The 26790-nt window shown below is 31.4% G+C and carries 20 protein-coding genes; 19 read left to right on the top strand and 1 reads right to left on the bottom strand.

Features of this window, described 5'->3' with window-relative positions:
• Positions 1 to 17: 17 nt before the first annotated feature.
• The 4 genes from JHL18_RS07515 to JHL18_RS07500 are packed head-to-tail and all read left to right on the top strand — an operon-like array spanning position 18 to position 4495.
• Positions 18 to 2105 (top strand): chemotaxis protein CheA, encoded by a 2088-nt coding sequence (locus JHL18_RS07515; RefSeq protein ID WP_200267708.1) that lies wholly within the window; start codon positions 18 to 20, stop codon positions 2103 to 2105.
• 14 nt (positions 2106 to 2119) lie between these two features.
• A complete protein-coding gene (locus tag JHL18_RS07510; protein WP_200267706.1) occupies positions 2120 to 2608 on the top strand; it encodes a chemotaxis protein CheW in 489 nt (162 codons plus the stop codon).
• A 45-nt stretch (positions 2609 to 2653) separates the two neighbouring features.
• The gene (locus JHL18_RS07505; RefSeq protein ID WP_200267704.1) at positions 2654 to 3469 is read left to right on the top strand and encodes a CheR family methyltransferase; all 816 of its coding nucleotides are present in this window, start codon (positions 2654 to 2656) and stop codon (positions 3467 to 3469) included.
• Positions 3470 to 3475: 6 nt separating this feature from the next.
• Positions 3476 to 4495, top strand: coding sequence for a protein-glutamate methylesterase/protein-glutamine glutaminase (locus JHL18_RS07500; protein WP_200267703.1), 1020 nt, complete (start codon positions 3476 to 3478; stop codon positions 4493 to 4495).
• A 106-nt stretch (positions 4496 to 4601) separates the two neighbouring features.
• Here the strand turns inward: JHL18_RS07500 and JHL18_RS07495 are convergent, their stop codons facing one another.
• Complete coding sequence (locus tag JHL18_RS07495; protein WP_200267701.1) at positions 4602 to 5828, bottom strand: glycosyl hydrolase family 8; 1227 nt, start codon at positions 5826 to 5828, stop codon at positions 4602 to 4604.
• A 196-nt stretch (positions 5829 to 6024) separates the two neighbouring features.
• Between JHL18_RS07495 and JHL18_RS07490 the strand changes: the two genes are divergently transcribed.
• From JHL18_RS07490 to JHL18_RS07420, 15 genes are all read left to right on the top strand, one after another.
• Positions 6025 to 8019, top strand: a complete 1995-nt coding sequence (locus JHL18_RS07490; protein WP_200267699.1) for an acyltransferase family protein — start codon at positions 6025 to 6027, stop codon at positions 8017 to 8019.
• 1518 nt (positions 8020 to 9537) lie between these two features.
• Complete coding sequence (locus JHL18_RS07485; RefSeq protein WP_200267697.1) at positions 9538 to 10503, top strand: ABC transporter permease; 966 nt, start codon at positions 9538 to 9540, stop codon at positions 10501 to 10503.
• 12 nt (positions 10504 to 10515) lie between these two features.
• Positions 10516 to 11460, top strand: a complete 945-nt coding sequence (gene opp4C / locus JHL18_RS07480; protein ID WP_200267695.1) for an oligopeptide ABC transporter permease — start codon at positions 10516 to 10518, stop codon at positions 11458 to 11460.
• Positions 11461 to 11472: 12 nt separating this feature from the next.
• On the top strand, positions 11473 to 12453 hold the full coding sequence (locus JHL18_RS07475) for an ABC transporter ATP-binding protein (RefSeq protein ID WP_200267693.1): 981 nt from the start codon (positions 11473 to 11475) through the stop codon (positions 12451 to 12453).
• Position 12454: 1 nt separating this feature from the next.
• Complete coding sequence (locus JHL18_RS07470) at positions 12455 to 13426, top strand: ABC transporter ATP-binding protein (protein WP_200267691.1); 972 nt, start codon at positions 12455 to 12457, stop codon at positions 13424 to 13426.
• 190 nt (positions 13427 to 13616) lie between these two features.
• Complete coding sequence (locus JHL18_RS07465) at positions 13617 to 13832, top strand: hypothetical protein (RefSeq protein WP_200267911.1); 216 nt, start codon at positions 13617 to 13619, stop codon at positions 13830 to 13832.
• A gap of 173 nt (positions 13833 to 14005) precedes the next feature.
• Entirely contained in the window at positions 14006 to 15355 is a 1350-nt protein-coding gene (locus JHL18_RS07460; protein WP_200267689.1) for a glucose-6-phosphate isomerase, read from the top strand.
• A 378-nt stretch (positions 15356 to 15733) separates the two neighbouring features.
• Positions 15734 to 16177: a YaiI/YqxD family protein gene (locus JHL18_RS07455; protein ID WP_200267687.1), complete on the top strand. Its 444-nt coding sequence runs from the start codon at positions 15734 to 15736 to the stop codon at positions 16175 to 16177.
• Between the two features lie 435 nt (positions 16178 to 16612).
• Positions 16613 to 18619 (top strand): triple tyrosine motif-containing protein, encoded by a 2007-nt coding sequence (locus tag JHL18_RS07450; protein ID WP_200267685.1) that lies wholly within the window; start codon positions 16613 to 16615, stop codon positions 18617 to 18619.
• A gap of 438 nt (positions 18620 to 19057) precedes the next feature.
• Positions 19058 to 19813: a lytic transglycosylase domain-containing protein gene (locus tag JHL18_RS07445; protein ID WP_243277824.1), complete on the top strand. Its 756-nt coding sequence runs from the start codon at positions 19058 to 19060 to the stop codon at positions 19811 to 19813.
• 72 nt (positions 19814 to 19885) lie between these two features.
• Positions 19886 to 20602 (top strand): pseudouridine synthase, encoded by a 717-nt coding sequence (locus tag JHL18_RS07440; protein WP_200267682.1) that lies wholly within the window; start codon positions 19886 to 19888, stop codon positions 20600 to 20602.
• Positions 20603 to 21431: 829 nt separating this feature from the next.
• Complete coding sequence (gene pcrA / locus JHL18_RS07435; protein WP_200267680.1) at positions 21432 to 23735, top strand: DNA helicase PcrA; 2304 nt, start codon at positions 21432 to 21434, stop codon at positions 23733 to 23735.
• A 110-nt stretch (positions 23736 to 23845) separates the two neighbouring features.
• On the top strand, positions 23846 to 25840 hold the full coding sequence (ligA, locus tag JHL18_RS07430; protein ID WP_200267678.1) for an NAD-dependent DNA ligase LigA: 1995 nt from the start codon (positions 23846 to 23848) through the stop codon (positions 25838 to 25840).
• A 1-nt stretch (position 25841) separates the two neighbouring features.
• Positions 25842 to 26114: a hypothetical protein gene (locus tag JHL18_RS07425; RefSeq protein ID WP_200267676.1), complete on the top strand. Its 273-nt coding sequence runs from the start codon at positions 25842 to 25844 to the stop codon at positions 26112 to 26114.
• 212 nt (positions 26115 to 26326) lie between these two features.
• Positions 26327 to 26698: a transposase gene (locus tag JHL18_RS07420; RefSeq protein WP_243277823.1), complete on the top strand. Its 372-nt coding sequence runs from the start codon at positions 26327 to 26329 to the stop codon at positions 26696 to 26698.
• Positions 26699 to 26790 lie beyond the last annotated feature (92 nt).

The following is a 26790-nucleotide window of genomic DNA, read 5'->3' as shown; positions in this document are numbered from 1 at the left end:
AGATAAGGGGGATGGGAATGTCAGATTTAAATACAAATGAATCTATGATAGAGCTTTATCTCTTTGAGACATCTCAATTGATGGAACAACTGGAGCAGTTAGTGATATACAGTGAGAGAAATAGTACATATTCTAAAAATGATATAAATGAGATATTTCGTATAATGCACACAATTAAAGGTTCTTCAGCAATGATGTTATATGATGATATATCTAGAGTTGCACACGCAATAGAAGATCTATTTTATTTTATACGCGAAGAAAAGAATGGAAATATTGATTTTGATATGCTATCTAACATTGTATTAGATGGAGTTGACTTTATAAAAGTAGAACTTGAAAAAGTTAAGAACGGAGATACGGCAGATGGTCTAGCGAATGAGCTTATAGAAAAGGTAGAAAATTTTCTATATATACTAAAGCAAGATGGCTGTTCCCCTAAAAATGAACAACAAAAGAGTAAAGATCAAAATATACAAGCTAAAATTGAAGAAAAAGTAATTATTAATTTGAGTGGTAAGAATAAATTTAAAGCTATCTTAAACTTCGAAGAAGGTTGTGAGATGGAAGACTTTAGAGCCAGTATGGTTATAGATGATTTAAAGCAAATCACTGAAGAATATCATACTGTCCCTGAAAATATAGATGAAAATCCTGATGCTTCAGCTATAATTAGAGAACAAGGATTTACGGTTATTTTTACAACAGATAACTGTTATGATGAAATGAAGAATTTCTTTATGAAAACTATATTGCTTAAGAGTTTAGAATTAACGCAGATAAATAATGAAATTGAGCAAGATAATAATTTTGGTAAGGAAGAAACATTAAAAGAGATAGTTATAGAAAATACAAGTAATTTAATTCAGCAAGAAAGTGGAATGAAATCTAAAAGTAAGAAAGAGACTAATAAGGATAATCAGGTTGTATCAAGTCAAAACATGATTAGTGTTAATGTAAGTAAACTAGATAAGTTAATGGATTTAATTGGTGAGATGGTAATTGCAGAAGCAATGGTTACTCAAAATCCTGATTTAAAGGACTTGCAGCTTGATAATTTCAAAAAAGCAGCAAGACAGCTCCATAAAATAACTAGCGAACTACAGGATACGGTGATGTCTATCCGAATGCTTCCTCTTGCTAGCACATTCCAAAAGATGTATAGAGTTGTAAGAGATATGAATAAAAAATTGAACAAACAAGTTCAATTAGAAGTCCTTGGAGAAGAAACAGAAGTAGATAAAAATATTATAGAACATATATCTGATCCAATTATGCACCTTATTAGAAATTCGATTGATCACGGTATAGAAACTGATGATGAAAGGAAAGAAAAAGGGAAAACTGAGTCAGCCAAGGTTACATTAGAGGCTAAAAACCTAGGTGGAGATGTTTTAATACTGGTTAAGGATAACGGCAGAGGATTGGACAAGGATAAGATACTAGAAAAGGCTAAAAAAAGTGGTATCTTATATAAGAATGCAAATGAAATGACTGAAAAAGAGATTTATGGCCTTATTTTATTACCAGGATTCTCAACAAAAGAGAGTGTAAGCGAATTTTCAGGTCGTGGAGTTGGGATGGACGTAGTTTCAAAAAATATTGAAGCTATAGGGGGTTCAATCACAATTGAAAGTACCCAAGGACTAGGGACAATCATTATCCTTAAGATTCCGCTTACATTAGCAATTATTGATGGGATGAATGTAGTAGTTGGAAAAGCACAATATACTATTCCTACGGCAAGTATAAAAGAATCCTTTAGAGCAAAGGAAAAAGATTTAATCACGGATCCTGACGGTAATGAAATGATTATGGTTAGAGGTGAATGTTATCCTATAATGAGGATTCATGAGATATATAAGGTAAAGACTGAGATAACAAATATTTTAGAAGGTATAGTGCTTATGATAGAAAGTGAAGGGAAAACCATCTGTATTTTTGTTGATGGGCTTATTGGTGAGCAGCAGGTAGTAGTAAAAGCATTGCCAAAATATATTACTAATATTAAGAAGATTAAAGGATTGACAGGTTGTGCTCTACTAGGAGATGGTAGCATTAGTCTTATTTTAGATGTTGCAGGATTAATCAAATACAATTGCTAGGAGGAGGATAGATTATGCAAGATATAATAATAGATGAGACTTTTGAAGAAGAAGATACTCAAAAAGGGAGATTCTTGACTTTTACACTAGGGAATGAAGTCTATGGTATTGAAATAATGTTTGTAACTGAGATAATTGGTATTCAAATGATTACGGAAGTTCCGCAACTTCCAGATTATATTAGAGGAATTATAAATTTGAGAGGTAAGATTATTCCTGTAATGGACGTGAGACTTCGTTTTAACAAAAAACCTAAAGAATATAATGATAGGACTTGTATAATAGTTGTTGATATGAAAGAAATATCTGTTGGCCTTATAGTGGATAGTGTTTCGGAAGTCATTTCTATACAGGAAGAAGACATCATCCCTCCACCAGAATTGAATAAATACAGCAATAGATATATAAAAGCAATTGGAAAAGCAGGAAGTGATGTGAAGCTTATTCTGGATTGTAATAAGCTTCTAAATGATGAAGAGGCAGAAACAATATATGGGTTATAACACTTTATTATTAATAAATTTACTTACTGAGAGTAGGTGAGTTAAATGATTGGAATTTCAGATAAAGAGTTCAATCAGCTGGCTAACTTTATTAAATGTAACTATGGAATAAATCTAAAAGATGAGAAAAAAACACTTGTTACAGGAAGACTTAATAATGTATTAGTAGAGAATAACTTTAAAAGTTTTTCTCAATATATTGATTATGTAATGACAGATAAAACTGGGAAGGCAGCCATTATCCTTTTAAATAAGATAACCACAAATCATACTTTTTTTATGAGAGAATCAAATCATTTTAATTATTTTAAAGAAATAGTACTTCCTTTTTGGACTAAAGCTTCTTTCAAAAAGGATTTAAGAATTTGGAGTGCAGGGTGTTCTAGTGGAGAAGAACCTTATACTTTGGCTATGATTACTGACGAGTATTTAGGAAATGAGAAGGCTATATGGGATGCTAAAATACTCGCAACTGACATTTCCACTAAATCACTTGGACTAGCGGTTGAGGGGAAATATAATAATGAAGAGGTTGAAATGCTGCCAGTAACTTGGCGGATTAATTATTTTGATAAGTTGGATAATCAGAAGTATTCTATTAAAGATAAAATTAGAAAAGAAGTTATATATAGAAGATTCAATCTAATGGAGGAAGTGTTTCCGTTCAAAAAGAAATTTCATGTTATATTTTGTAGGAATGTAATGATATATTTTGATAATGATACAAAAAATGCTTTGGTAGATAAGTTTTATAATTCGTTGGAGTATGGCGGTTATCTTTTTATCGGTCATTCTGAATCACTTAACCGAGACAAAACTAAATTTAAATATATAAAACCAGCGGTGTATAGAAAGGAATAATGGATTATGAAGAAGATTAGAGTATTAGTAGTTGACGATTCCATTGTTTTTAGGGAAGTATTGGCAATGGGAATAGCTTCTGATCCATATATTGAAGTAGTAGCTAAAGCAAAAGATCCCTTTGATGCTAGGGACAAGATACTTGAATTTAATCCTGATGTTATGACTTGTGATGTGGAAATGCCTAAAATGAATGGAATTGAGTTCATAAGAAGGCTAATACCGCAATATCCTATCCCTGTTGTTGTAGTAAGTACTATAAGTAATGCGGTTTTTGATGCTATGAATGCTGGAGCTGTTGACTTTGTGACAAAGCCAGATGTGCAGTCGGTTACAAATGTAGAAGCATTCATTAAAAGTTTGATTGTAAAAATAAAGATAGCAGCTGTGGCGAAAATTCCACATATAAATAGTGATGTTTATTATAGTAATATTACTGAAAGTACTAAAAAAGGATATAGTAAAGATCTTATTGCAATAGGTGCCTCTACTGGTGGAACCGAAGCGATTTATACTTTGATAAAAGGGTTAGCAAACAATATACCTGGAATAGTAATAGTTCAACATATACCTCCAGTATTTTCAAAAATGTTTGCGGAAAGACTTAATGCTACAACGGCGTTTGAAGTAAAAGAAGCTGAGACAGGAGATTTTATACAACAAGGGAAGATTTTAATTGCTCCAGGTGATAAGCATATGAAAATTAAAAAAGTTGGAAGTCAGTATAAAGTTGAATGTTTTAAAGGTAATAAAGTCAATGGACATTGTCCATCTGTTGATATACTTTTCGAATCGGTGGCAGAGGCTTCAAAGAATAATGCTGTTGGAATAATACTAACTGGCATGGGATACGATGGGGCAAAAGGACTTCTTTCTATGAAAAGGAATGGGGCAAGAACAATAGGGCAGGATGAAAAATCATCGATTGTTTATGGCATGCCTAAGGCTGCTTTTGAGATAGGCTCTGTAGAGAAGCAGGCTAATTTAAGTAATATTCCTCAAATATTATATTCTTTTTTAAAGTGAATATACAATTTAAGATACTCCAATAAAATTTTTATAAATTTTATTGGAGTATCTTTGGTTGAATTAGAAATGATGTATATTTTATTCTGCATAAAATAGACAATATTTAAACATAAATCCTATACTGACATTGTCTCTTTAATAGGTTATCTGTACTACTAGGAGTGAACCAATTGCCAGTAGCTATGATCATAGCCATAAGCTTAAGGGTATTTTCGTAGAAGGTACATTTTTCTATAGGTTTTTCCATTAGAGTATTCCATATGTCCAAAGTCCACTTGTCGTTACCTTCTTGTGTGAGTGAGCTAACCAGAAACGGAGCTATGAAGGCTAAGTTATTAGTCTCGCCGAAGCTTGCACCAGGAGTACCGTTTGCGATATAGTACCCTGATTTTATATTCTTTGGGTTTTGAGCTGTTGTCTGTCTTATCCACTTATTTAATGTACTAATTTGATTTGTAACTTGGCTGTTATTAAATAATATAGGCATTGAGTAGCGCCAAGGGGTTCTACAGCTGTTAGTAAAGTAATCGCCATCATGAGGGCTCTCTAATATTTTAGTTTTTGGGGCGATGAAGATACCATCAGATTTTATAAAGAAATCTGGCATAAGTCCTGTGTTTTTACTTTCCCTTGTCATTTGATCATCGATTATAGAAACAATCCTACCTATTACTCTTTTCCATCTATCTGCATTTTGTGTATTTACTTTACTGAATTCGATTAAGTGATGAAGCATAAAATCTGAGCTTCTTGTAACTCCTTTAAAGGTAGTGCTTGGTATGCCTTGAACCCAATCTCCTAATGTGAGAGTATAATCAGTTTTATCAACGCAACTATCCATTAAAGCATTGATTCTATTAATAGCCTCTTGTCTATAATTGATTTTATCAATAGCTCCCCAAAGTTTTTGAGCAAGAAGAAGCCCATAGCTAATATCCATGTCTCCATCTGTAGCAGAATCTGTTTGCTTCTCTGCATTTACAATTTTTCCATCTGCAGTTTTAATTTGTTGCCAGGCCATTAAGTTTTTATTGAACACACTTGGATAGTTTTTTATATAGTTATAGATGTTTGTGAAAGTATCTTTAGCCTCGGCATCAAATCTGCTCATAAGTGGAAATATGACCATTGCATATCCCATGGCTTCCGAAACAGTGACAGCATTGTTTGTGGTTGGTTGGTCTAAAGCGTAAAACAAATATTCCATTTTAATAGGTACGTTTTCTACAGTTCTTAAATAACGTTTCTTCCATAAACTATAAAAATAAATTAAGGCATCATTTAGCTTTTCTTGAGTATATAGATTGACTAAAGCTTTGTTGTAAATCATTGATAACTCCTCTATAAAAATAAATACAATGCTATTATATGAAGATATTTAAAAGAAGTACTTAAATTAAAATATCTATAGAAATATCCAAGGGTTATGTTTTCATATATTTAGATGCCATATTATAAAATAAATTACTTTTTATGACAGAAAGTTTATATAGCATACGTATATAAGGTGTAAGGGGGAGAGAGTAATGGAAAATACTAAAAAAACTTATGACAGTGTAAATATAATGAGGATGGTATGTGCTATTTTAGTAATTGTTATACACACCTCAGCATTTTATTCTTTAGGTAAAGTACCAGGTGCAATTTTTAGCAATGTAATCGCAAGGATTGCAGTACCATTTTTTTTCATAACAACTGGATATTTTTTTTATGAGAAATATAATAGGGAAGGGTATGTAAAGAGCTACATTAAAAGAATATTAATTTATTATTTAGGTTTTTCTGTGGCATATACGGTGTTTGTATTTAACTATATAAAACAGAGAAATAATACCATAGAAATAGCAATAAAAAACATATTGTTCAATGGAGTTTCGGGAGCTTTATGGTATTTACCTGCGCTGATGCTATCTATTTTAGTGGTTACACTTTTACTAAAGAAGAATTGGATAAAAGCTTTAGTGATTTTGAGTATATTAGCTTATGTATTAGGACTTCTAGGAGATAGTTATAATGGATTCATAACTGGAACACCACTAGAGAGTATTGTTAATGCATATAATAGTATCTTTGTATACACAAGAAATGGAATATGCTTTGGAGTACCTTTTATAACCTTAGGTATACTAATCAATAAATATAAATTAAATGACAGAATAAAGAAAGCTGGAATGTGGGTAGGCTTATTTTCAATAGTTTTTGCTTTAGAGGCCTATTACCTAATAACTAATAATATCCCTAGAGATAACAATATGTATATTTCATTAGTGGTGTTGGTTCCGTTTTTATTTATAGGACTTTTAAATCATAAAAAGATGATAAGTCAGAGAAAATCAAAGCTTTATAGAGATATGAGTCTTTGGATATATTGCATACATGAACTTTTTATGATGTTTATAATCATGAATCTTCCAAAGGCTGCCACTAGTACTGTGATTATGTTCATCATAGTGACAGGTTTAAGTATAGTAACAGCATATATAGCAGTGAGAAAGAAAGCTCCAGAATACGAAACTTATAAGAAAAAAGAGACAACAAAAATAGTAGCAATACTTATATGTTCCATAATATTTATAATTGTGACAAATGGAAAGCCGGCAGCAACTGAGACAAGTGGACAAATAAATGCAGCTCTTGATCTTAAGATAGATGAAAAGGCTCCATCATCAAATATAGTTGGACCAATGTGGAAGGTATCTAACGGAGGTAGTAATTTATATATTTATGGATCTCTTGGAATTGGAATAGGTACTAAAGATATGTATCCACTAAGCCCTAAGGTTGAAGATGCAGTTAAACAGTCTGAAGGGATAGTATTAGAATTTGAATATGATAAGATAGATGGCTCAGAGAGAAACCGAATATTTATGCTCAAGGCTGGAGATTCCTTTGAGAAACATCTCTCAAAAGAAGCAATAGACATATATAAAGGAAAGCTTAAAGAATTTAAAGCAGACTATAGCAAAATTAATAAACAATTGAAAGCTGGATATTTGCCTCAAGATATGGTAGCTGCATATAATGCTACCTATGGAAAGGATGGACTTAAATATACTCCTGATTTATATTTTTTTGATGAAGCTAGGAAGGGCAAGAAGAATATAATTCTAATTGGGGATATGTATAAAAATTTTGAAGATCAAATTAATTTCCCTGATGAAGTTGTAGATGCACAAGTAAAACTGCTCAAATACTTTAATAGGGAAAGTGTAGCTAAAACTGAAGAAGCATTAGAAGAATGGAAAAAGGGAAATATTGATGAGGCAGATAATAAGATGAATAACATATACATTGTGCCGTCTGGAGAAAAAGAAACCTTTGATAAGTTAAATATCATAGTAAATAAATATAATGCTGGTATAAAGAATAAATATATTAAGGAATATACTGAAAAGATTGACGGTTACCTTAAGGATAAGAAAAATTATTTTGTAGTTATACCAACTAATTACTTAGGTGGTGATGAAGGTATAATAAAATCCTTGAAGGAAAAAGGATATAATATAGAGCAGATAAGATAACTGAGAAGCTATTTTAAAATAACAAGTTTACTATGAAGGGGTATATCCATATACAGTACAGTTAAACTAGAATTATAAAAAGGATGAAGGACTGTTGTAAAACTGATGATTATAATGCTTTATGAATAAAAGTCATATATACAAGGCTTTTACTTTTATAAGTAGCATTTATCAGTTTTCAACAGTCTTTCTTCGCCTGCATAAATAATATCACTTAATATTGAATCACATTTAAATTAATATAAAAAAATGTAAAGTGTGCAAAGGTTAGTTAACTGATCTATAGGGAAACCACAAGAATTGATATATGTGTGGTTAATTTTTTGTAAACATGTAAGACAGAATACCTTATAAATGTAATAAAAATACAAAAATATTTAGAGTTATTTAACGTTAAAATAATAAGTTCAATAAAAATAGAAATGAAGTAGAAGTAATTTGTATATTCAGAAATTTGGTAGATATCTTTAAATATTAAGTGCGAAGAAAGTTTTAAAAATACAAATTGAACTATTATTCTTTTTATGATTTTACAAGAAAAATTTAGCAAGTTATCAATAAAATATATGTATTTACAAAATATTTATTAAGTAATATAATATTTAATAACAATCTGTGATAAGAAAAAAACTTAAATTATTTTTAACGAGAAAATATTTTTTATATATTTTTCTTATTAATGAAAGTTTAAAAAACTTTTCTGTCACTTATACAGCTAGCAATTAAGAAATTTAACAATTCCGTTTTCTTAACTTAGCCTAGAAATATATAGATAATAGGCTGTATCCATGATAAGGGGGTAACTGTAATTGAAGCTTTTCGTAAAAGTAAATTCTTCAAGTTCTCATATGTATTCACACCCTTACATAATTATAAATCTTAAAAATAAACTTCTTTAGAAATCTAATTAAATTTAATATTACCTCTCTTGTATAGATTAAGATAAATCTATGAAAGCGCTGACATGTAAGCTATTTAACTGTATAGGAAAATATAAAATTTTAAAATTAGCTAAGCCTAGATATTTCAATGATTTTAGAAGCTTTTTATGACTATGCAGTAAAAAAATAAAATTTATTCGCCTGTAAGTTTCCTCATATACATTCGGAAAGGCAGATGCGTTAAAAAAGCTCACTGAAGAAGAGCGCTTCAGCGACTTTTTTATATTGTTTCAAGGGTGAATTAATATCCTATATAGCTAATATTATGCAATTTATACAAAAGTAGGTTGATATTTTGATGATTCTTACAATTTAGTTGGAATTTTAACAAAATATGCTTTGGACATGCTATATTTAACTAATAATTCTTAATTGCTTGCAATATATGGTCCTTAAAATGCTAATCTTAAAAATTTTATCTAATTATTCTATATATTTAAAAGTAACCTCATAATTGCGTTAATTTGAGCATAGTTTTTCATTATATAGATGTAGGAAATTTTAATTTTTAGATCGGCAAAATATAAAAGTTATAGCCTATTTGCTTAGGCAAAATAAAAAGTTTAGGGGGGGTACGATGAGACAGTACATTATAAGAAGACTACTTCAAATGATACCGACAATAGTTGGTATATCTTTAATCATTTTCTTAATTTTTGCTTTAGCACCAGGTGACCCAATTACTGCTAATATGGACCCACATATGAGTGCTGAGAGAAAACATGAATTAAGAGCAATGTATCATTTAGATCAATCAAAACCTACTCAATACTATTATTGGGTAAAGGAACTTGTAACTAAAGGAAGCCTTGGGGAAAGTATGTATTATCAAAAACCTGTGGCACAAGTAATGAAGGATTTTATACCTAATTCTTTTTACTTATCACTTGCTTCGCTTGTGTTAGGAGTTTTAATAGCGGTTCCAATAGGAGTTGTTTCAGCTACAAAGCAATATTCACTGTTTGATAAAGTGTTTACTATTTTCGCACTTATAGGAATATCTATTCCTTCGTTCTTTTTCGGACTACTACTTATAAAATGGTTTGGTGTAGATCTAAAAATACTACCATTCTCAGGTATGACAACAGCAGGAAGTCATTACACTGGCTTCGCATATTTTTTAGATGTTATAAGACATATGCTTTTACCACTTATAGTTTTAACACTTGGTTCAGTGGCAGGTTGGATGAGATATACTCGTTCAAGTATGCTTGAAGTTATAAGACAAGACTTTATAAGAACTGCAAGAGCAAAGGGACTTAAGGAAAAGGTTGTTATTTACAAACATGCTTTAAGAAATGCACTTATCCCTGTTATTACATTGTTAGGTTTTTCAATCCCAGGTTTATTTTCTGGAGCAACACTGACAGAAAGTATATTTAACTGGCCTGGAATAGGACCTGTTCAGCTTGCTGCAGTTAACTCAAGAGATTACTACCTTCTAATGGGTACGAACTTAATGCTTGCCATTTTGACACTTTTAGGAAATCTACTTGCAGACGTGGCATATGCTTTGGTTGACCCAAGAATAAGATTGAAATAGGAGGTGGAATAAATGATAAAAAAAGAACCTAAGGCTAAAGAAATTATTAATAAGAAAGAAAAGATTGAAAGCCCTTGGAGTTTAGCATGGAAGAATTTAAGAAAAAATAAACTTGCAATGGCTGGTTTATATATATTGTTAGCATTAGTTATCTTCTCGTATATAGGTCCATGGATAGATGAGCTTATAAGAGGCGGAGATACTACAATGCTCTGGGAAAAGTCAGATCTTCTAAATGCATTAGCAGATCCTACAGCACAGCATCCACTGGGAACAGATAATCTCGGTAGAGATGTACTTGCAAGACTTATGTATGGCGGAAGAATATCTCTTGCTGTTGGTGTTGTTGCTGTAACTATAGAAGTTATTATTGGAACAGCACTTGGTATAATGGCTGGTTATTATGGTGGGATTATTGATTCTTTAATAATGAGATTTGTAGATATATTATTATGTTTCCCATTCTTACCACTTTTAATAATGATTGGTGCTGTTATGATGGATATGGGAATTAATCCTAAATATAAGATATATGTTGTTATGATTGTCATAGGTGTCTTGAGCTGGCCAAGTCTTGCCCGTTTAGTAAGAGGTCAAATATTATCTCTTAGAGAACAAGAATTTATGCAAGCGGCAGAAGCTCTAGGTTTAAAAGATAGAAGAAAGATGTTTGTACACTTACTTCCAAATACTTTAGCATCAATAATAGTTACTGCAACTTTGGGAATTGGTAGTGCTATTCTTACTGAATCAGCTCTAAGCTTCTTAGGTCTTGGAGTAACGCCACCAACACCTACTTGGGGCAATATGATACAAGCAGCACAGGATTCATATGCACTTCAATTTCAGCCTTGGCTTTGGATGCCACCTGGAATATGCATATTCTTAACGGTTATGGCAATAAACCTATTTGGTGATGGACTAAGAGATGCTTTAGATCCTAAGCTTAAAGTGTAGGAGGATAAAATTATGGCTAAAAATTTAGTAGAATTTAAAAACTTAAAGACTTATTTCTACACTGGCGGTGGTATCGTTAAAGCTGTTAATGATGTTAGCTTTAATATAAGAGAAGGGCAAACCGTATGTGTTGTTGGTGAGTCAGGCTGCGGTAAGTCAGTTACAGCCATGTCACTAATGAAACTAATCCCTAATCCTCCAGGAAAGATAGTTGGTGGAGAGATACTATTCAATGGAAGAGATATACTAAAGTTTACTGAAGAAGAATTAAGAAATATGAGAGGTAATGAAGTTTCAGTAATATTCCAAGAACCTATGACATCTCTTAACCCTGTTTTTAAAATTGGAGAACAATTAACTGAGGCAATAATACTTCATCAAAAACTTTCAAAACAGGAAGCTGAAGAAAAAGCAATAGATGTTCTAAAAATCACTGGAATTCCTAGAGCTGATCAAATAATGAAATCATATCCTCATGAACTTTCGGGAGGTATGAGACAAAGAGTTATGATAGCTATGGCTGTTAGCTGTAATCCTAAACTTCTTATAGCTGATGAACCTACTACAGCTTTAGATGTTACAATACAAGCTCAAATTCTTGATCTTATGAGAGATATAAAGAAAAAGCTTAATACTTCTATTATGCTTATAACACATGATCTTGGAGTGGTTGCTGAAATGGCTGATTACGTAGTTGTAATGTATGCAGGTAAGGTTATAGAAGAAGCACCAGTTGAAGAATTATTTAAGAATCCGCTTCATCCTTACACTCAAGGACTACTTAAATCAAAACCGCTTCTAACTGAAGAAACAGGTGATAAGCTTTATTCAATACCAGGTCAAGTTCCTAATCCGATAGGAATGCCTGACAACTGTTATTTTAATTTAAGATGTGATAAATGTATGAATAAGTGTAAAGATAAGCAGCCAACTTTGATAAACGTAAGCCCTATACACAAGGTTTCATGCTGGCTTTATGAGGAGGGGAAATAATATGGAAGATAATGCACTATTAAAAGTTGAAAATCTAAAAAAGTATTTCCCTATTAAAGCTGGAATAATGCAAAAAACAGTTGGAAATGTTAAGGCTGTGGATGATGTATCCTTTGAATTAAAAAAGGGAGAAACTTTAGGGTTAGTTGGTGAGTCAGGCTGTGGTAAATCAACTACTGGAAGAACTATATTAAGACTGCTTGAAAGATCAGAAGGAAAAGTAATATTTGAAGGTAAAGATATATTTGAGTTAAGCAAGAGTGAATTAAGATCCATAAGGCCAAAGATGCAGATGATATTCCAAGATCCTTATAGTTCTTTAAATCCAAGATTGTCTGTTGGAGAGCTTGTAGGTGAATCTCTGCTTGATCATGGAATAGCTAAAAAGGATGAGATTGCAGATTTAGTTGCAGAAACTCTTGAGAGAAGTGGTCTTGCAGCATATCATATGAAGAGATATCCACATGAATTTTCAGGTGGACAAAGACAAAGAATAGGTATCGCAAGAGCGCTCATATTAAATCCTAGTTTTATAGTTGCAGATGAGCCTGTTTCTGCGCTTGACGTTTCAATACAGTCTCAGATTATAAATCTTATGACTGATTTACAACAAGAAAGAGGATTTTCTTACCTTTTCATATCTCATGATTTAAGTGTTGTTAAACATATATCTCATAGAGTTGGAGTTATGTATCTTGGAAGCATGGTTGAGTTAGCTCCTAAAAAGGAGTTATATGACAATCCATTACACCCATATACAAAGGCACTTTTATCAGCAGTGCCTGTACCAGATCCGACTTTAAAGAGAGACAGAATACTGCTTAAAGGTGATATACCTTCACCAGCAAATCCACCATCAGGATGCAAGTTCCATACAAGATGTCCTTATGCTATGGAAAAATGCTCTAAGCAGATTCCTGTATATAAAAATGTTGGAAATGAACATTGGGTTGCTTGTCACTTAGTTGATTAATAAGAATAAAAGTCTAGGCGAAAGCTTAGGCTTTTGTCATCTTTATTTTATATACAAGCACAAAGCAGGAGCAGGAAATTAGAGTATATTACAACCTTTTTCTAAAGGTGAAAAATATTATAGAAAAGATTTCTTGTACTAGCTTATTGTGGTATAATACAAAATGATAAATTAATATGAGGTGAAATTATTGTTCAAAGTTGGGAAGAAAGAAGAGAAAATACTTAGTGAAGAAGAGCAGTTTATAAAAGAAATGCAACAGGAACAAGAGCAGGACAGGCCTACTTTTAAAGATCTTTTAGCTATAATGATTGCTCAATACATAATAATACTACCAATGCTAATAATCGCAATAATTATTTTTACCTTTATAATGCTATTTATTACAAGAGTGTGGTTAAGATAAACCATACGATAACATTTTTATTTTTTATCGCTTGCCAGAATCTTCTCATATTAGTTTAGAAAAGGCAGATGCCCAAAAACATCACAAATTAAAGGCGCATTAGCGATTTTCAATTGCTTATAATATTAAAATATATAATATACTATTAGTCTTAAAATTTTGGAGGTAGTAATATGAAAAAGGGATTAACTTTAGATCTATCAAAGGTTGCACCTTACTTACATGAGTACGAAGTAGGATATATGGAAGACATGGTTCTTTCTGCTCATAATAAGTTACACAACAAAACAGGAGCTGGTTCAGACTTCTTAGGATGGGTTGATCTTCCTGTAAATTATGACAAAGATGAATTTGCAAGAATAAAGAAAGCTGCAGAGAAGATAAAATCTAATTCAGATGCGCTTATAGTTATAGGTATCGGTGGTTCTTACCTTGGTGCAAGAGCTGCGATTGAAATGCTTACAAATAACTTCCACAACTGTTTACCAGCTAGTAAGAGAAAAGCACCAGCTGTATTTTATGTAGGAAATAACATAAGTTCAACATATATGGCAGAGTTACTTGAGGCTGTTGAAGGTCTTGATATAAGTGTAAATGTAATATCTAAATCAGGTACTACAACTGAGCCTGCAATCGCGTTCAGAGTATTTAAAGACTATATGGAAAAGAAATATGGTAAAGATGGAGCAAAGGAAAGAATATTTGCTACTACTGATAAGAGCAGAGGCGCATTAAAGTCTTTAGCTGATGCTGAAGGATACGAAACTTTCGTTATTCCTGACGATGTTGGTGGAAGATTCTCAGTTTTAACTGCAGTTGGACTTCTTCCAATAGCAGCAGCTGGAATCAGCATAGATGAAATAATGCAAGGAGCTGCAGATGCAAGAGAAGCTTATGCAAGTACTTCTTTAGCTGATAATGATTGCTACAAATATGCAGCAGTTAGAAACGCTCTTTACAATAAAGGTAAATCAATAGAAATACTAGTTAACTACGAACCATCAGTTCATTTCTTCAATGAATGGTGGAAACAATTATACGGAGAGTCAGAAGGAAAAGACAACAAGGGAATATTCCCAGCAGCAGTTGACTTCTCAACAGATCTTCACTCCATGGGACAATATATCCAAGATGGAAGAAGAGATATATTTGAAACAGTTATAAGCGTAGAAAAAGCTAAGAAAGAAATAACTATAGAAGCTACTGAAGATAATGTAGATGGATTAAACTTCGTAGCAGGAAAAACTATGGATTTCGTAAATAAGAAAGCTTTCCAAGGTACTGTATTAGCTCACAATGATGGTGGAGTTCCTAACGTTATAGTTAATGTTCCAGAACTTTCAGCATACTACTTTGGACAATTAGTATATTTCTTTGAAAAAGCATGTGGTATCAGTGGTCACTTATTAGGAATAAACCCATTTGATCAACCAGGTGTTGAAGCATACAAGAAAAACATGTTTGCTCTACTTGGAAAACCAGGCTTTGAAGATTTAAAGAAAGAACTTGAAGGTAGATTATAATTCTTTTTAAGAAACTCAGCATTAGTGCTGAGTTTCTATTAATTTCAGTATTTGTTAAAGCACTGTGTTGAAATTAAATGGTTATACATCAAATGCTTTAATGAGCTTACGCAAAGAATTAATATGATTTTAACAATATTGTTACACATATTTTTTTATAGGAGTATCAAAAGAGTATAATGGAAGTATCTTAATTGAAATAATAATATTAAATTGTGTATGATATTAAAGGAAAGACTTAGTATAAATCAATTTCAAATAAAATTTGGCTAAGTAATTATTTCTTATTAATGGTTGGTAGAATTAGTAACTAAGTTTTACTGATAAGAGGTGAAGTATCTATATATTAAGGAGTTAAAAATTAAGAAGGAGAAAAGTATGAAAATAATTGTAGATGGTGATGGTTGTCCCGGTAAATTGTATATAGAAAAAGCAGCTAAGGAACATAATATAGAAGTTGATATATATTGTGATATGCATCATTTAATATCATCAGATTATAGCAGGGTCGTTATTGTGGAGAGTGGGTTTCAAAGTGTAGATATGTATATAATAAACAACGCTAAGAAAGGTGATATAATAATAACTCAAGATTACGGGGTGGCAGCCATGGTTTTAGGAAGAGGTTGTTATGCATTAAATCCAAAAGGTAGTATATATGATGATAAAAATATTGACAGATTGCTTTTTGAAAGGCATATATCTCAAAAAGTTAGAAGAAGTGGTGGAAGGACTGGAACTCATAAGAAAAGAACTGAAGAAGATGATGTAAGGCTATATACATCCTTAAAGAGGTTAATAGAAAAAGGCTTGAAAGAATGATAAAACATCTTTCAAGCCTTTTATTTTAACTTTATGAAATTTAGTGGTTATGAATCCTATGCTTTAATGAGCTTATGCAAAGAATTAATATGATTTTAATAATATTCTAAAACATAGCTTTAATAGTACTGTTAAATTGATAATTAGTATATCGCTTATAGATAATATTGGAATCTTTAGCTTGTTATTTAATACTCTATGTCTTATCATGAAAAGTAAGAGTTTTCTGAAAGATACAAATTAAGTATGCAAAAATAAAACAATGGTTTTACAATTAATGGGAAATGTAATATAATTATTTTGATATGTAGTTGGCAAATATAGATAAAGTTATTAATGTAGACTTATATATTAATAACTTTTACTGAAAATATAGCATTTAATTAGATTGTGTACTAAAGGGTGAAAATAATAAACAAGAGGTGCTGAGATTTTATGGAAGAGTTAGTTCTAGTATTTGACAAAAATAGTCCTCAAGAAAAAGATACATCAATAGGTATAAGTATAGGTAATTATTCAGGGGAAGAGTATTTTTTTAAGTTTTTAGTGGGGAAAGATGGTATATGGGATGAGATTAAGGACTTTTCAAAAGATACTAGCTGTACTTGGATACCAAAGAATGATGGTAAGTATTTTATAATGGTACAAGTTAAAAAAGAAGGGTCTAAAAAGCCTTTTGATTTTATAGTAAGAAGTGATTTTCTCATTGGTGAAAAACCGGAAAATCTCATTAAAGAGGTATATATAGAAAGTGAAGAAATTGAAATAGGAAAAAAGATAACTATTCAGGTTGAAACTAACAGTGCTCCATCTATGTATAAATATTGGATTAGTGGAAAAGATGGTTGGGAACTAATAAAAGATTATTGCACAGAAAATACCTTGTCTTTCACTGCTACTGAAGTGGGCAAACATGATATATTGGTTGAATGTAAGGTTCCTGAGTCAAAAGATAATTTTGATGACTTTAAGACAGTATCTTTTAGAGTTAAAGATATAGCAAGACCTGAGATTGTAGATTTTAAATGTCTTACTAGTGATCTTCTAGTTGAAGAAGAACTGATATTTCAAGTATATACAAGGCAAGATGATACTAGAACAACCTTATATAAGTTTTTGAAGATCAATCCAGAGGGTAAGACGGTTTGTATACAAGATTATTCTTCAAGGAGAATGGTAAGTTTTTGTGAAAAGATACCTGGAAGTTATAAGATATTATGTTTAGCAAGAGATATGTATTCGGAGAGAGAATATGATGATAGGGCTGTAATGGTGTATGAGGTAAAGCCGTATCATGCTATAAATATAAAGAGCTTTACTACTGATCTTAACTCACCTCAAGCAGAAGGAAGTAAGATTTTACTTAGAGCTGTAGTTGAAGGTGGAAAGCACTTGTTATACAAGTTTAAAATTGATGGTAATTATGGTGAAGATTCAGGATATATAAGGACAAGCAGTTTTCTGTGGGAACCTAAATATGAAGGGCAATATAGAATTACTTTGTTTGTTAGAGATGAATCTTTTACAGGTGAATATGAAGATAAGAAGAGTCTAGAGTTCTTTGTGGAGAAAAAAAGACAAAAGGTTGTAAAAATAACTGATATAGTTGTGGATAGAAATAATCACTATATAATAAATGAGCCAATAAATATAAAGGTTATAACTGAAGGTGGTATAGATCCAAAGTATAGCTTTGTAGTTTATAAGGATAAAAAAGAAAAAGAAAGAGTAAGCTATGGAAATGCTAACTGGGTTAACTTTACACCTGAGATCTCTGGAGAATACGAACTTGAGATTAAGGTGAAAGATAAATATTCAGATAAAGAATATGATAGCCATCAATTTATATATTTTAATGTTAAAGAGTACGTTGAAGGGAATATAGATTATGTGCTTCTACCATCTAAAGAGTATTATCTTATAGATGATGATGTTGAATTTGAGGTAATAAGCCAAAATACTAAGGATACCTTAGTAAAGTATGAGATATCAATTGATGGTCATACAGTTGAAGAGACAGATTTTATAACCAATAAAAAGTTTACTTTTAAGCCAAAAAGAGCTGGTAAGTATATGGTAGAGATGTATGCGAAAAATAAAAAATGCATCGAAGGGTTTGATAGCAAAAAATCCATTACCATTTATGTAAATGAAGCGCCACCGGTAACTGGAACTAAGATACTATGCAATAAGACCTCTTATAAGATTAGTGATGAAATAAACTTCAATGTGGAAAGTTGTGGTGGAAAAGAGGTTTGTTATGAATTCTATCTAATGGAAAAAGGAAATTGGATATTGGTACAGAAGTATTCAAGAAAAAGTTACTACACTTTGATGCCATTTATAGAAGGTTCATACAGAATATTGGTTCTTGCAAAAAGTTATTATAAGAAATGTGCTTATGAAGATTATGATATTGTAGAATTTAAAGTTGAAGCATAGAATTTAATTGAGGCTGCTATCATTTGATTTTGATAGCAGCTTTATTTGTTTAGCTTTATAGATATTATAATCGCAACTAACTTGTTATAAACATATTGATTAAATATAAAAAATATATAAGTCTTATGCTCAAATATTAATTTATAAATACTAAAAAACACAGGTGAGGGATTATTGAACAAGTATAACTTAAGTTTCGATATAGGAATACTTTATTAAGAATAACTGTGAATTAAAAGTGAATAATATAAATGAAAGTAGAACTATATTAAATACTAGTGCTATTGCAAAAGTAAATAAAAAATAATAAATATACAATTAAATCTCTAAAGTGATAAAATAATTATAGCGATAATAAGAAGGATGGATATTTTTGTTTTTATCATAAAATTTTTACATATAAACTGGTTGTATAATTAAGCTTTAGGATGTGAGTTAATGAAAATAGATAAAACAGAACAGATGTTAGGAATTCAGATGCTTTCTACATATATGAAGCAGGCCATGGGCGATTCTCCAGCTTTTGATATGGTTATGGAAAGTCTTATGAAAAATCTGACAGAGGATAACAGTGGGAGTAATATATTAAGCGCTTTAACTGGCGGGGGATCATCTGATGATGGCACCACAGTAGATCAAAATGTTTTAGCTGGAACTGATCTTAGTAAATTAGGGCAAACTTCTCTTGATAGCTATGATGGTGATAAGCAGCTGGATTTAAATAAGTTAAATCCTTATTCAAATGCAGTTTTAAAGTTAACCTCTAAAAGTTCAAGTACAAGTGGAAGTGATATGGCTAGAATTGATAATGCTATAGCATCAGCCTCTCAAAAATATGGAGTTAATCAAGATTTGATAAGATCTATAATAAAACAAGAGTCTGGATTTAATCCTTATTCTGTTTCAAGTGCTGGAGCTACAGGTATCATGCAGATTATGCCTGCAAACTTTAAATCATTAGGAATTACAGATCCTTTTAATATAGAGCAGAATATAAACGGTGGTACTAAGCTTCTAAAAGGATATTTGGATAAGTATAATGGAAATACAGAAATGGCTTTAGCTGCATATAATGGTGGTCCGGGAACTATGCAAAGAAGAGGTGTAGGTTCACCAAGTGAAATATATAAAATGCCTCGTGAAACAGTACATTATGTAGGTAAGGTAATGAATTATTTTAAAAATGGTGTATAATAAGAAGGCTGTACTTTTGAGTGCAGTCTTTTAAGTTAGCCAATTGCAATATATTTAAAAAGGAGTGTTATTTTGGAGAGACTTGATAAAATTCTTTCAAATTTAGGTTATGGTTCAAGAAAAGAGATAAAGGCGTTAGTAAAAGCTGGTGGAGTGGTTGTAGATGATAAGGTTGTTAAGGACAATGGATTACAATTAGATCCAGAAAAATCTAAGATAGTTATTAATGGTGAAGAAATATTCTATAGAAAATACATATATTTAATGATGAACAAGCCAGATGGTGTAATCTCTGCGACTTTTGATAATAGGGATGAAACTGTTATTGATCTTCTTTATCATGAACATCAGGTTTTTGAACCTTTTCCGGTAGGAAGACTTGATAAAGATACTGTAGGGTTATTACTTATAACTAACGATGGGGAGCTAAACCACAAACTGATATCCCCTAAATGGCATGTTGATAAGGTATATTACGCTGAAATCGATAAAGCTGTTAATGAACAAGATATAAAAGCTTTTGAAAAAGGTATAGTACTTGATGACGGCTATGAATGTATGAGTGCTAAGCTTGAGATACAGGAAGCTACAGAAGAAGGCTCTAAGGTTTTGGTTACTGTGCAAGAAGGAAAGTATCATCAAGTTAAAAGAATGTTTGAAGCAGTAGGAAAAAAGGTAGTATATCTTAGAAGAATAAAGTTTGGAAACTTACCATTGGATGAAAGTTTAGAGGAAGGCGAATATAGAGAATTGACAGAAGAAGAGTTAAATGTGTTAATAAATTGCTAAAATATGAATTTTTTTCATTCATAGTAATATATTATTTACAATATTTTTTTCAAAATAGACTTGCATTTTAAAAAACAATTATATATAATAATTCTGCAAGGATAAATAAAAGGAATAAATAGCCCCCTTTTTATTTATTGCTTATTGCTGAAGCGCAACCTAGCCCCAAGGGTTGCGTTTTTTTATTTTTTATAAAATTATAATTCAATGAGATCTGTGGCTAGTTATACCAACAGACTTAAGACATAATATAGATTAAATAATAAAAAAGTAGAACTTATTCTCCTGCCAGATTTTTCTCATACACATTCGGAAAAGCAGATGCGTAAAAAAGCTCACTTAAGAAGGTCGCTTAAGCGATTTTTTTTATTTGTGTAACAATATGTATGCAAGAAATAAATCATGTAGCTACGGGAAAATTGCATTTTGAATATAAATCAATATATAGTATATATCATTAAGTTGTTATTTATGTATAAAGTATATCTGAAAAATTCTAATGACTTACACAACTTGATTTCGGAGCGAAGTGGTACATCTTTAAATGGTATATCTTTATATACCAATAACAGTGATAATTATGATATAATATAACCATACTTGACTATAATAAAGAGAGGAATAATATTCCTCTTTTTGCATTTGTAAAACTATAACATCTTGGTGGTGAAACTTATAGATGTTATAGTTTTGCTATAACTTTTAGCTGGAAACAAAACGAAAGTTGATTATACCGTCAATTTTTAATCACATAAGATTAGAGGGTAAGATGCAGGGAAAATCAAGGGGTTATAACCTAAACGATTTTTAATATTTAAGGAGTGATTATATGGATTTGAAAAATCTTTTGAATAAGGAACAATATGAAGCAGCTACTACTGTAGATGGACAGTTACTTATACTTGCAGGTGCAGGCTCTGGTAAGACGAGGGTTTTAACTTATAGAATAGCATATATGTTAGAGGAAAAAGCTATACAACCATATAATATTTTGGCTATAACTTTTACTAACAAAGCTGCTCAAGAAATGAGAGAAAGAGTTAAATCCTTAATCGGAGATAGAGCAGATAGTATGTGGATTTCAACATTTCACTCATCTTGTGTAAAGATATTAAGACGCGAGATAGAAAAGCTTGGTTATAAAAAAGACTTTACCATATATGATAGTTATGATCAAAAAGCTTTAGTGAAAGAATGTATTAAGCAACTTAATATAAATGATAAAGACATCACAGAACAAGAAGTTATATCGAAGATTGGTAAAGCAAAAGATAACTTAATTACTCCAGCTCAATATAAAAGACAAAATGAGAGTGATTTCCGAGGAAATAAAATTGCAGATTTATATATAATGTACCAAAAAAGGCTAAAAGATAACAATGCTTTAGACTTTGATGATCTAATTTTTAAAACTGTTGAGTTATTTCAGAACAATCCTGAAGTACTTGATTTTTATCAAAATAAATTTAAATATGTAATGATAGATGAGTATCAGGATACTAACAGATGTCAGTATGAGTTTGTAAAGCTTCTAGCTTCAAAACATAAAAACATATGTGTAGTTGGTGATGATGATCAGTGTATTTATGCTTGGAGAGGTGCTGATATAAGAAATATATTAGACTTCGAAAAAGATTATCCAGGTGCTAAGGTTGTAAAACTAGAACAAAATTATAGATCAAAAGCTAATATACTTGATGCTGCAAACAATGTCATTAAGTTTAATAGTAATAGAAAATCAAAAGTACTTAGAACTGAAGCAGAAAATGGAGAAAAAATTAGAATTTACAGAGCATTTTCTGATAATGACGAAGCTCAATTTATAGCTTCAGAGATAAAGAAATTCATGGAAGAGAAAGACTTAAAATATAAAGATTTTGCTATTTTATATAGAACCAATGCTCAATCACGTATATTTGAAGATTGCTTTATCAAAAGAGATATTCCATATAGAATAATTGGAGGACTTAAGTTCTACGATAGAAAAGAAATCAAAGATATAATGGGATACCTTAAAGTAATAAATAATCCAGCTGATTCAATAAGTCTTAGAAGAATAGTAAATGTACCTAAGAGAAATATAGGTGATGCAACTGTATCTAAAGTTATGGATTTTGCAAATGAGTTTGATGATAGTCTTTATAATTCTCTGCTAGACTGTGAAAATATATCAACTTTATCACCTAGAAATATATCCTCAATAAGAAAGTTTACAGATCTTATGGAAAACTTAATGGATATGTCTGAGCAGATTCCTGTTTCAATGCTTATAGAATATATTTTAGATAAAAGTGGATATATGAAAGAACTTAAGGATTCTAAGGAGCCAGAAGATCAAAGCAGAGTTGAAAACTTAAAAGAATTAGTTTCAGCAGCAGTAGATTTTGAAAAGAGCAATGAAGAAGATAAATCTCTTAGTGCATTTTTGGAAAAGGTTGCATTAGTTCAGGATGTAGATAATATGGATGAAAATGCAGACACTTTGGTTATGATGACTGTACACTCAGCAAAGGGGTTAGAGTTCCCAGTAGTATTTATGGTTGGGATGGAAAATGGAATATTCCCGGGTACAGCATCTTTTGATTCAGAAAGTGAAATGGAAGAATCAAGAAGGTTATGTTATGTTGGAATAACTAGAGCTAGAAATGTGCTTTATATGACTTCAGCAGAAGTTAGAAAAGTTTTCGGAAGAACTGTGGCATATCCGCAATCTGATTTTATAGCTGAGATTCCTAAAGAATTGAAGGATTTTGTAAAAGGTAATACAAGTGCAGGGCTTTCTACAAGAAGTTCAATGATGGCTTCACCAAGCTATGGAGGAAGGGATTTTAACAGAAATCCTCATAGCTTAAGAAGTGATTATAGCAATAACAATTCTTCAAATAGAGGCGGCTCAAAGGAAACAATGCTTGATGCAGCTAGAAAATTAAAGGAAACACTAGATAGCAGCTCAGGGGGCTTGCTAACAAAGAATGAAGCTACTATGGGAAGAAAGATAAGGCATCCTAAGTTTGGAATAGGAACTATTATAAAAACAATAAATGAAGGTGACGATCTTAAGCTTACAATAGCTTTTGATAGCCAAGGTTTAAAAACTTTATTATTAAGTTTCGCTCCTTTAGAACTTTTATAAGAATAGTTGAAAAGTTATTTAAATATGAGATAAATTTTTGATTGTAGGATATTAATTTTGAACGAGAGAATCCTATAATTTAAAGCTCAGTTAGATTGAGAGGTGCTTACATGGATAAAATAAAGAGAATAGATGAGCTAGTAGAAGAGCTAAATAGGTATGCATATGAATACTATACTTTAAGTAATCCTTCTGTATCAGACAAAGACTATGATAAAAAATATGATGAATTAGTTACTCTTGAAAAAGAAACTTCTTATATACTTCCATATTCTCCAAGCCAAAGAGTTGGAGATACTGCTCTTGCGGAGTTTTCTAAATATACTCATAAAGCAAGGTTATGGAGCTTAGATAAAGCTCAAACTGTAGATGAACTTAGAGAGTGGAATAATAGAAATATTAAGTTTATTGAGGATTATAATAGAACCCATGAGGATAAACTTCCAGCTATAAGATATATAGTTACAAAAAAGTTTGATGGTTTAACCATAAACTGTACTTACGATAACAATGGTGTTCTTATAAAGGCGGCTACTAGAGGTACTGGAGAAATAGGTGAGGATGTTACGGCACAAACAAAAACCATAAAGTCTCTTCCTCTTAAGATAAGCTGTAATGATGTTTTGGAGATTCACGGCGAAGCAATAATGACTAAAGAAGCTTTTGATAAGTATAATCAAATATCAGAAGTTCCTTTAAAGAATTTAAGAAATGGCGCAGCTGGAGCACTTAGAAATCTTAATATAAAAGAAACTGCAAAAAGAAATCTATCGGCTTTTTTCTATGATGTAGGCTATAAAGAAGGAAATCCTTTCAAGACATATGAGGAAATGATGAACTTCATAAAAGAAAAAGGTTTCCCTATGGATGAATATATGAAGATATGTCATAACATGGAGGAGATAGAAAAAGAAATAGAATATATAAAAGATATAAGATTTGAACTTAATTATGATATAGATGGAGCAGTTGTTGCCATTGATGATATGAGGACCAGAGAATTGCTTGGATATACAATTAAGTTTCCTAAGTGGGCAATTGCTTTTAAGTTTGAAGCACAAGAAGCAACAACAAAGCTATTGGATGTAGAATGGAATGTAGGAAGAAGTGGAAGAGTTAGTCCAACTGCACTGCTAGAACCAGTAGAATTAGCAGGAGTTACAGTAAAGAGGGCCACGCTTAATAATATGGACGATGTAAGAAGAAAAGGAGTACGTATAGGAGCTGAAGTATTTGTTAGAAGATCTAATGATGTAATTCCAGAGATAATGGGAGTTGCTGGGGAGCTTAATGAAGATACAAAAGAAATTATACCTCCAACTACTTGTCCTGCTTGTGGAAGTCACATAATGCTTAATGGGGCGCATTATTTCTGTGATAATACTTTATCTTGCAAACCACAAATGGTTAAGACTATAGTTCATTATGCTTCAAGAGAAGCAATGAATATTGAGGGATTTTCAGAAAAAACAGCAGAGCAATTATTCGAAAAGCTTGATATAAAAGCTATAACTGATTTATATAAGCTTGAAAAAGAAGGTCTACTAACTCTAGAGAAGTTTGGGGATAAAAAGGCTCAAAATTTACTTAATGCTGTGGAAAAAAGTAAAGATTGTAAGCTTCATTCATTCATATATGCATTAGGTATACCAAATGTAGGGGTTAAAACTGCAAAGGATCTTGTTAAGAGATTTAAAAACATAGAAAACATTGAGAAAGCAACTTATGAAGATCTTATTAGTGTTAGTGATATAGGTGGTATAGTTGCTAAGAGCATAATAGATTTCTTTTCAGAAGAAAAGGTTATAACAACTATAAACGAGCTGCTTACACTAGGTGTAAAACCTAGGTTTGAGGAGTCGGAAGTCAAGGAAAATCCTTTTGAAGGTAAAACTGTTGTTGTTACCGGATCTCTAACTTCATATAGCAGAACAGAAATAAAAGAAAAATTAGAATCACTAGGAGCAAAAGTTTCAGGAAGTGTTAGTAAAAAGACCGACTATGTTATAGTTGGAGAAGATGCTGGTTCAAAGTATACCAAGGCTTTAGAATTAGGATTGGCTATATTATCAGAGGACGACTTTAACGGTCTTATAGGAGGCTAAGATGAAAAGAGTTATAACTATATTGAGCCCTTTGGCTGCAGTATTTACGAGCATAAATATAATTCTTACTCTTCTTACAACCTATCAGTTCATTTATATATCTGAGATTTTTAACTCATATTATCCAATACAGGTAGGACTATGTGCAACTATGATCTTATGGGGTATAAGGTTTTATCTGTTTGAGAAAGGGAGCAAAAAGATAACTTATCCTGCGATATGTTTTTTGATTGCCTCAATTTCAATATTTTTTATGAGTATGTATGTAAGATAATTAAGTATTTGTTTAAGAATATTATTGAAATTAAGTGGTTGTGGAGGAGATGCTCATTAAAGCATAAGGTGCATAACCACTTAATTTCGTATGATGATTTAATAAAAAACAGATGGTTAGATTTCACCTGAAGTTGTAAGATAAAAGTAGACATAAAAAAAAGCATGTCTACTTTTTTCGTGTTAGAATTTATATATAAGGATGTGATTATGATGAGTAGAACAAAAGGTGGTTCAAATAGAACATGGACTAAGGAAGAAAAACTCCGTATTGTTCGTAAATATTTTGATGAAGGCATAGGCCGACCAACTCTAGCAAAGGAAGAAGGAATTTCAAGTGGTATGATTGCAACTTGGATTCACAAATACTTAAACGACGGCGAAGCTGGTTTAGAAAACAAAAAGAAGCCAGGGAATAAGTTTGCTGCATTGCATACAAACAAATCAATGAATGAACTCGACCGACTTCGTTTAATTGTAGCAAAGCAAGAAATCGAAATTGAAAGATTAAAAAAAGGATACATAGTGAAAGGAGTTGGTGCAAAAAAGGAATTCGTTACTACAAAAGATGTGAGTACGAAATAATAGATAGCTTAAAAGCTAAATATTCTCTTAAGGATCTTTGTAGATTAATGCAAGTTAACCGTTCCGGGTACTATAAATGGAAATTAAGACAG

Origin of the sequence: Clostridium yunnanense, assembly GCF_016595795.1 — a bacterium.
GTDB classification, from domain to species: Bacteria; Bacillota; Clostridia; order Clostridiales; family Clostridiaceae; genus Clostridium_AR; species Clostridium_AR yunnanense.
The sequence above is the reverse complement of the archived record's forward strand: the minus strand, read 5'-3'. Positions and strand labels throughout refer to the sequence as shown.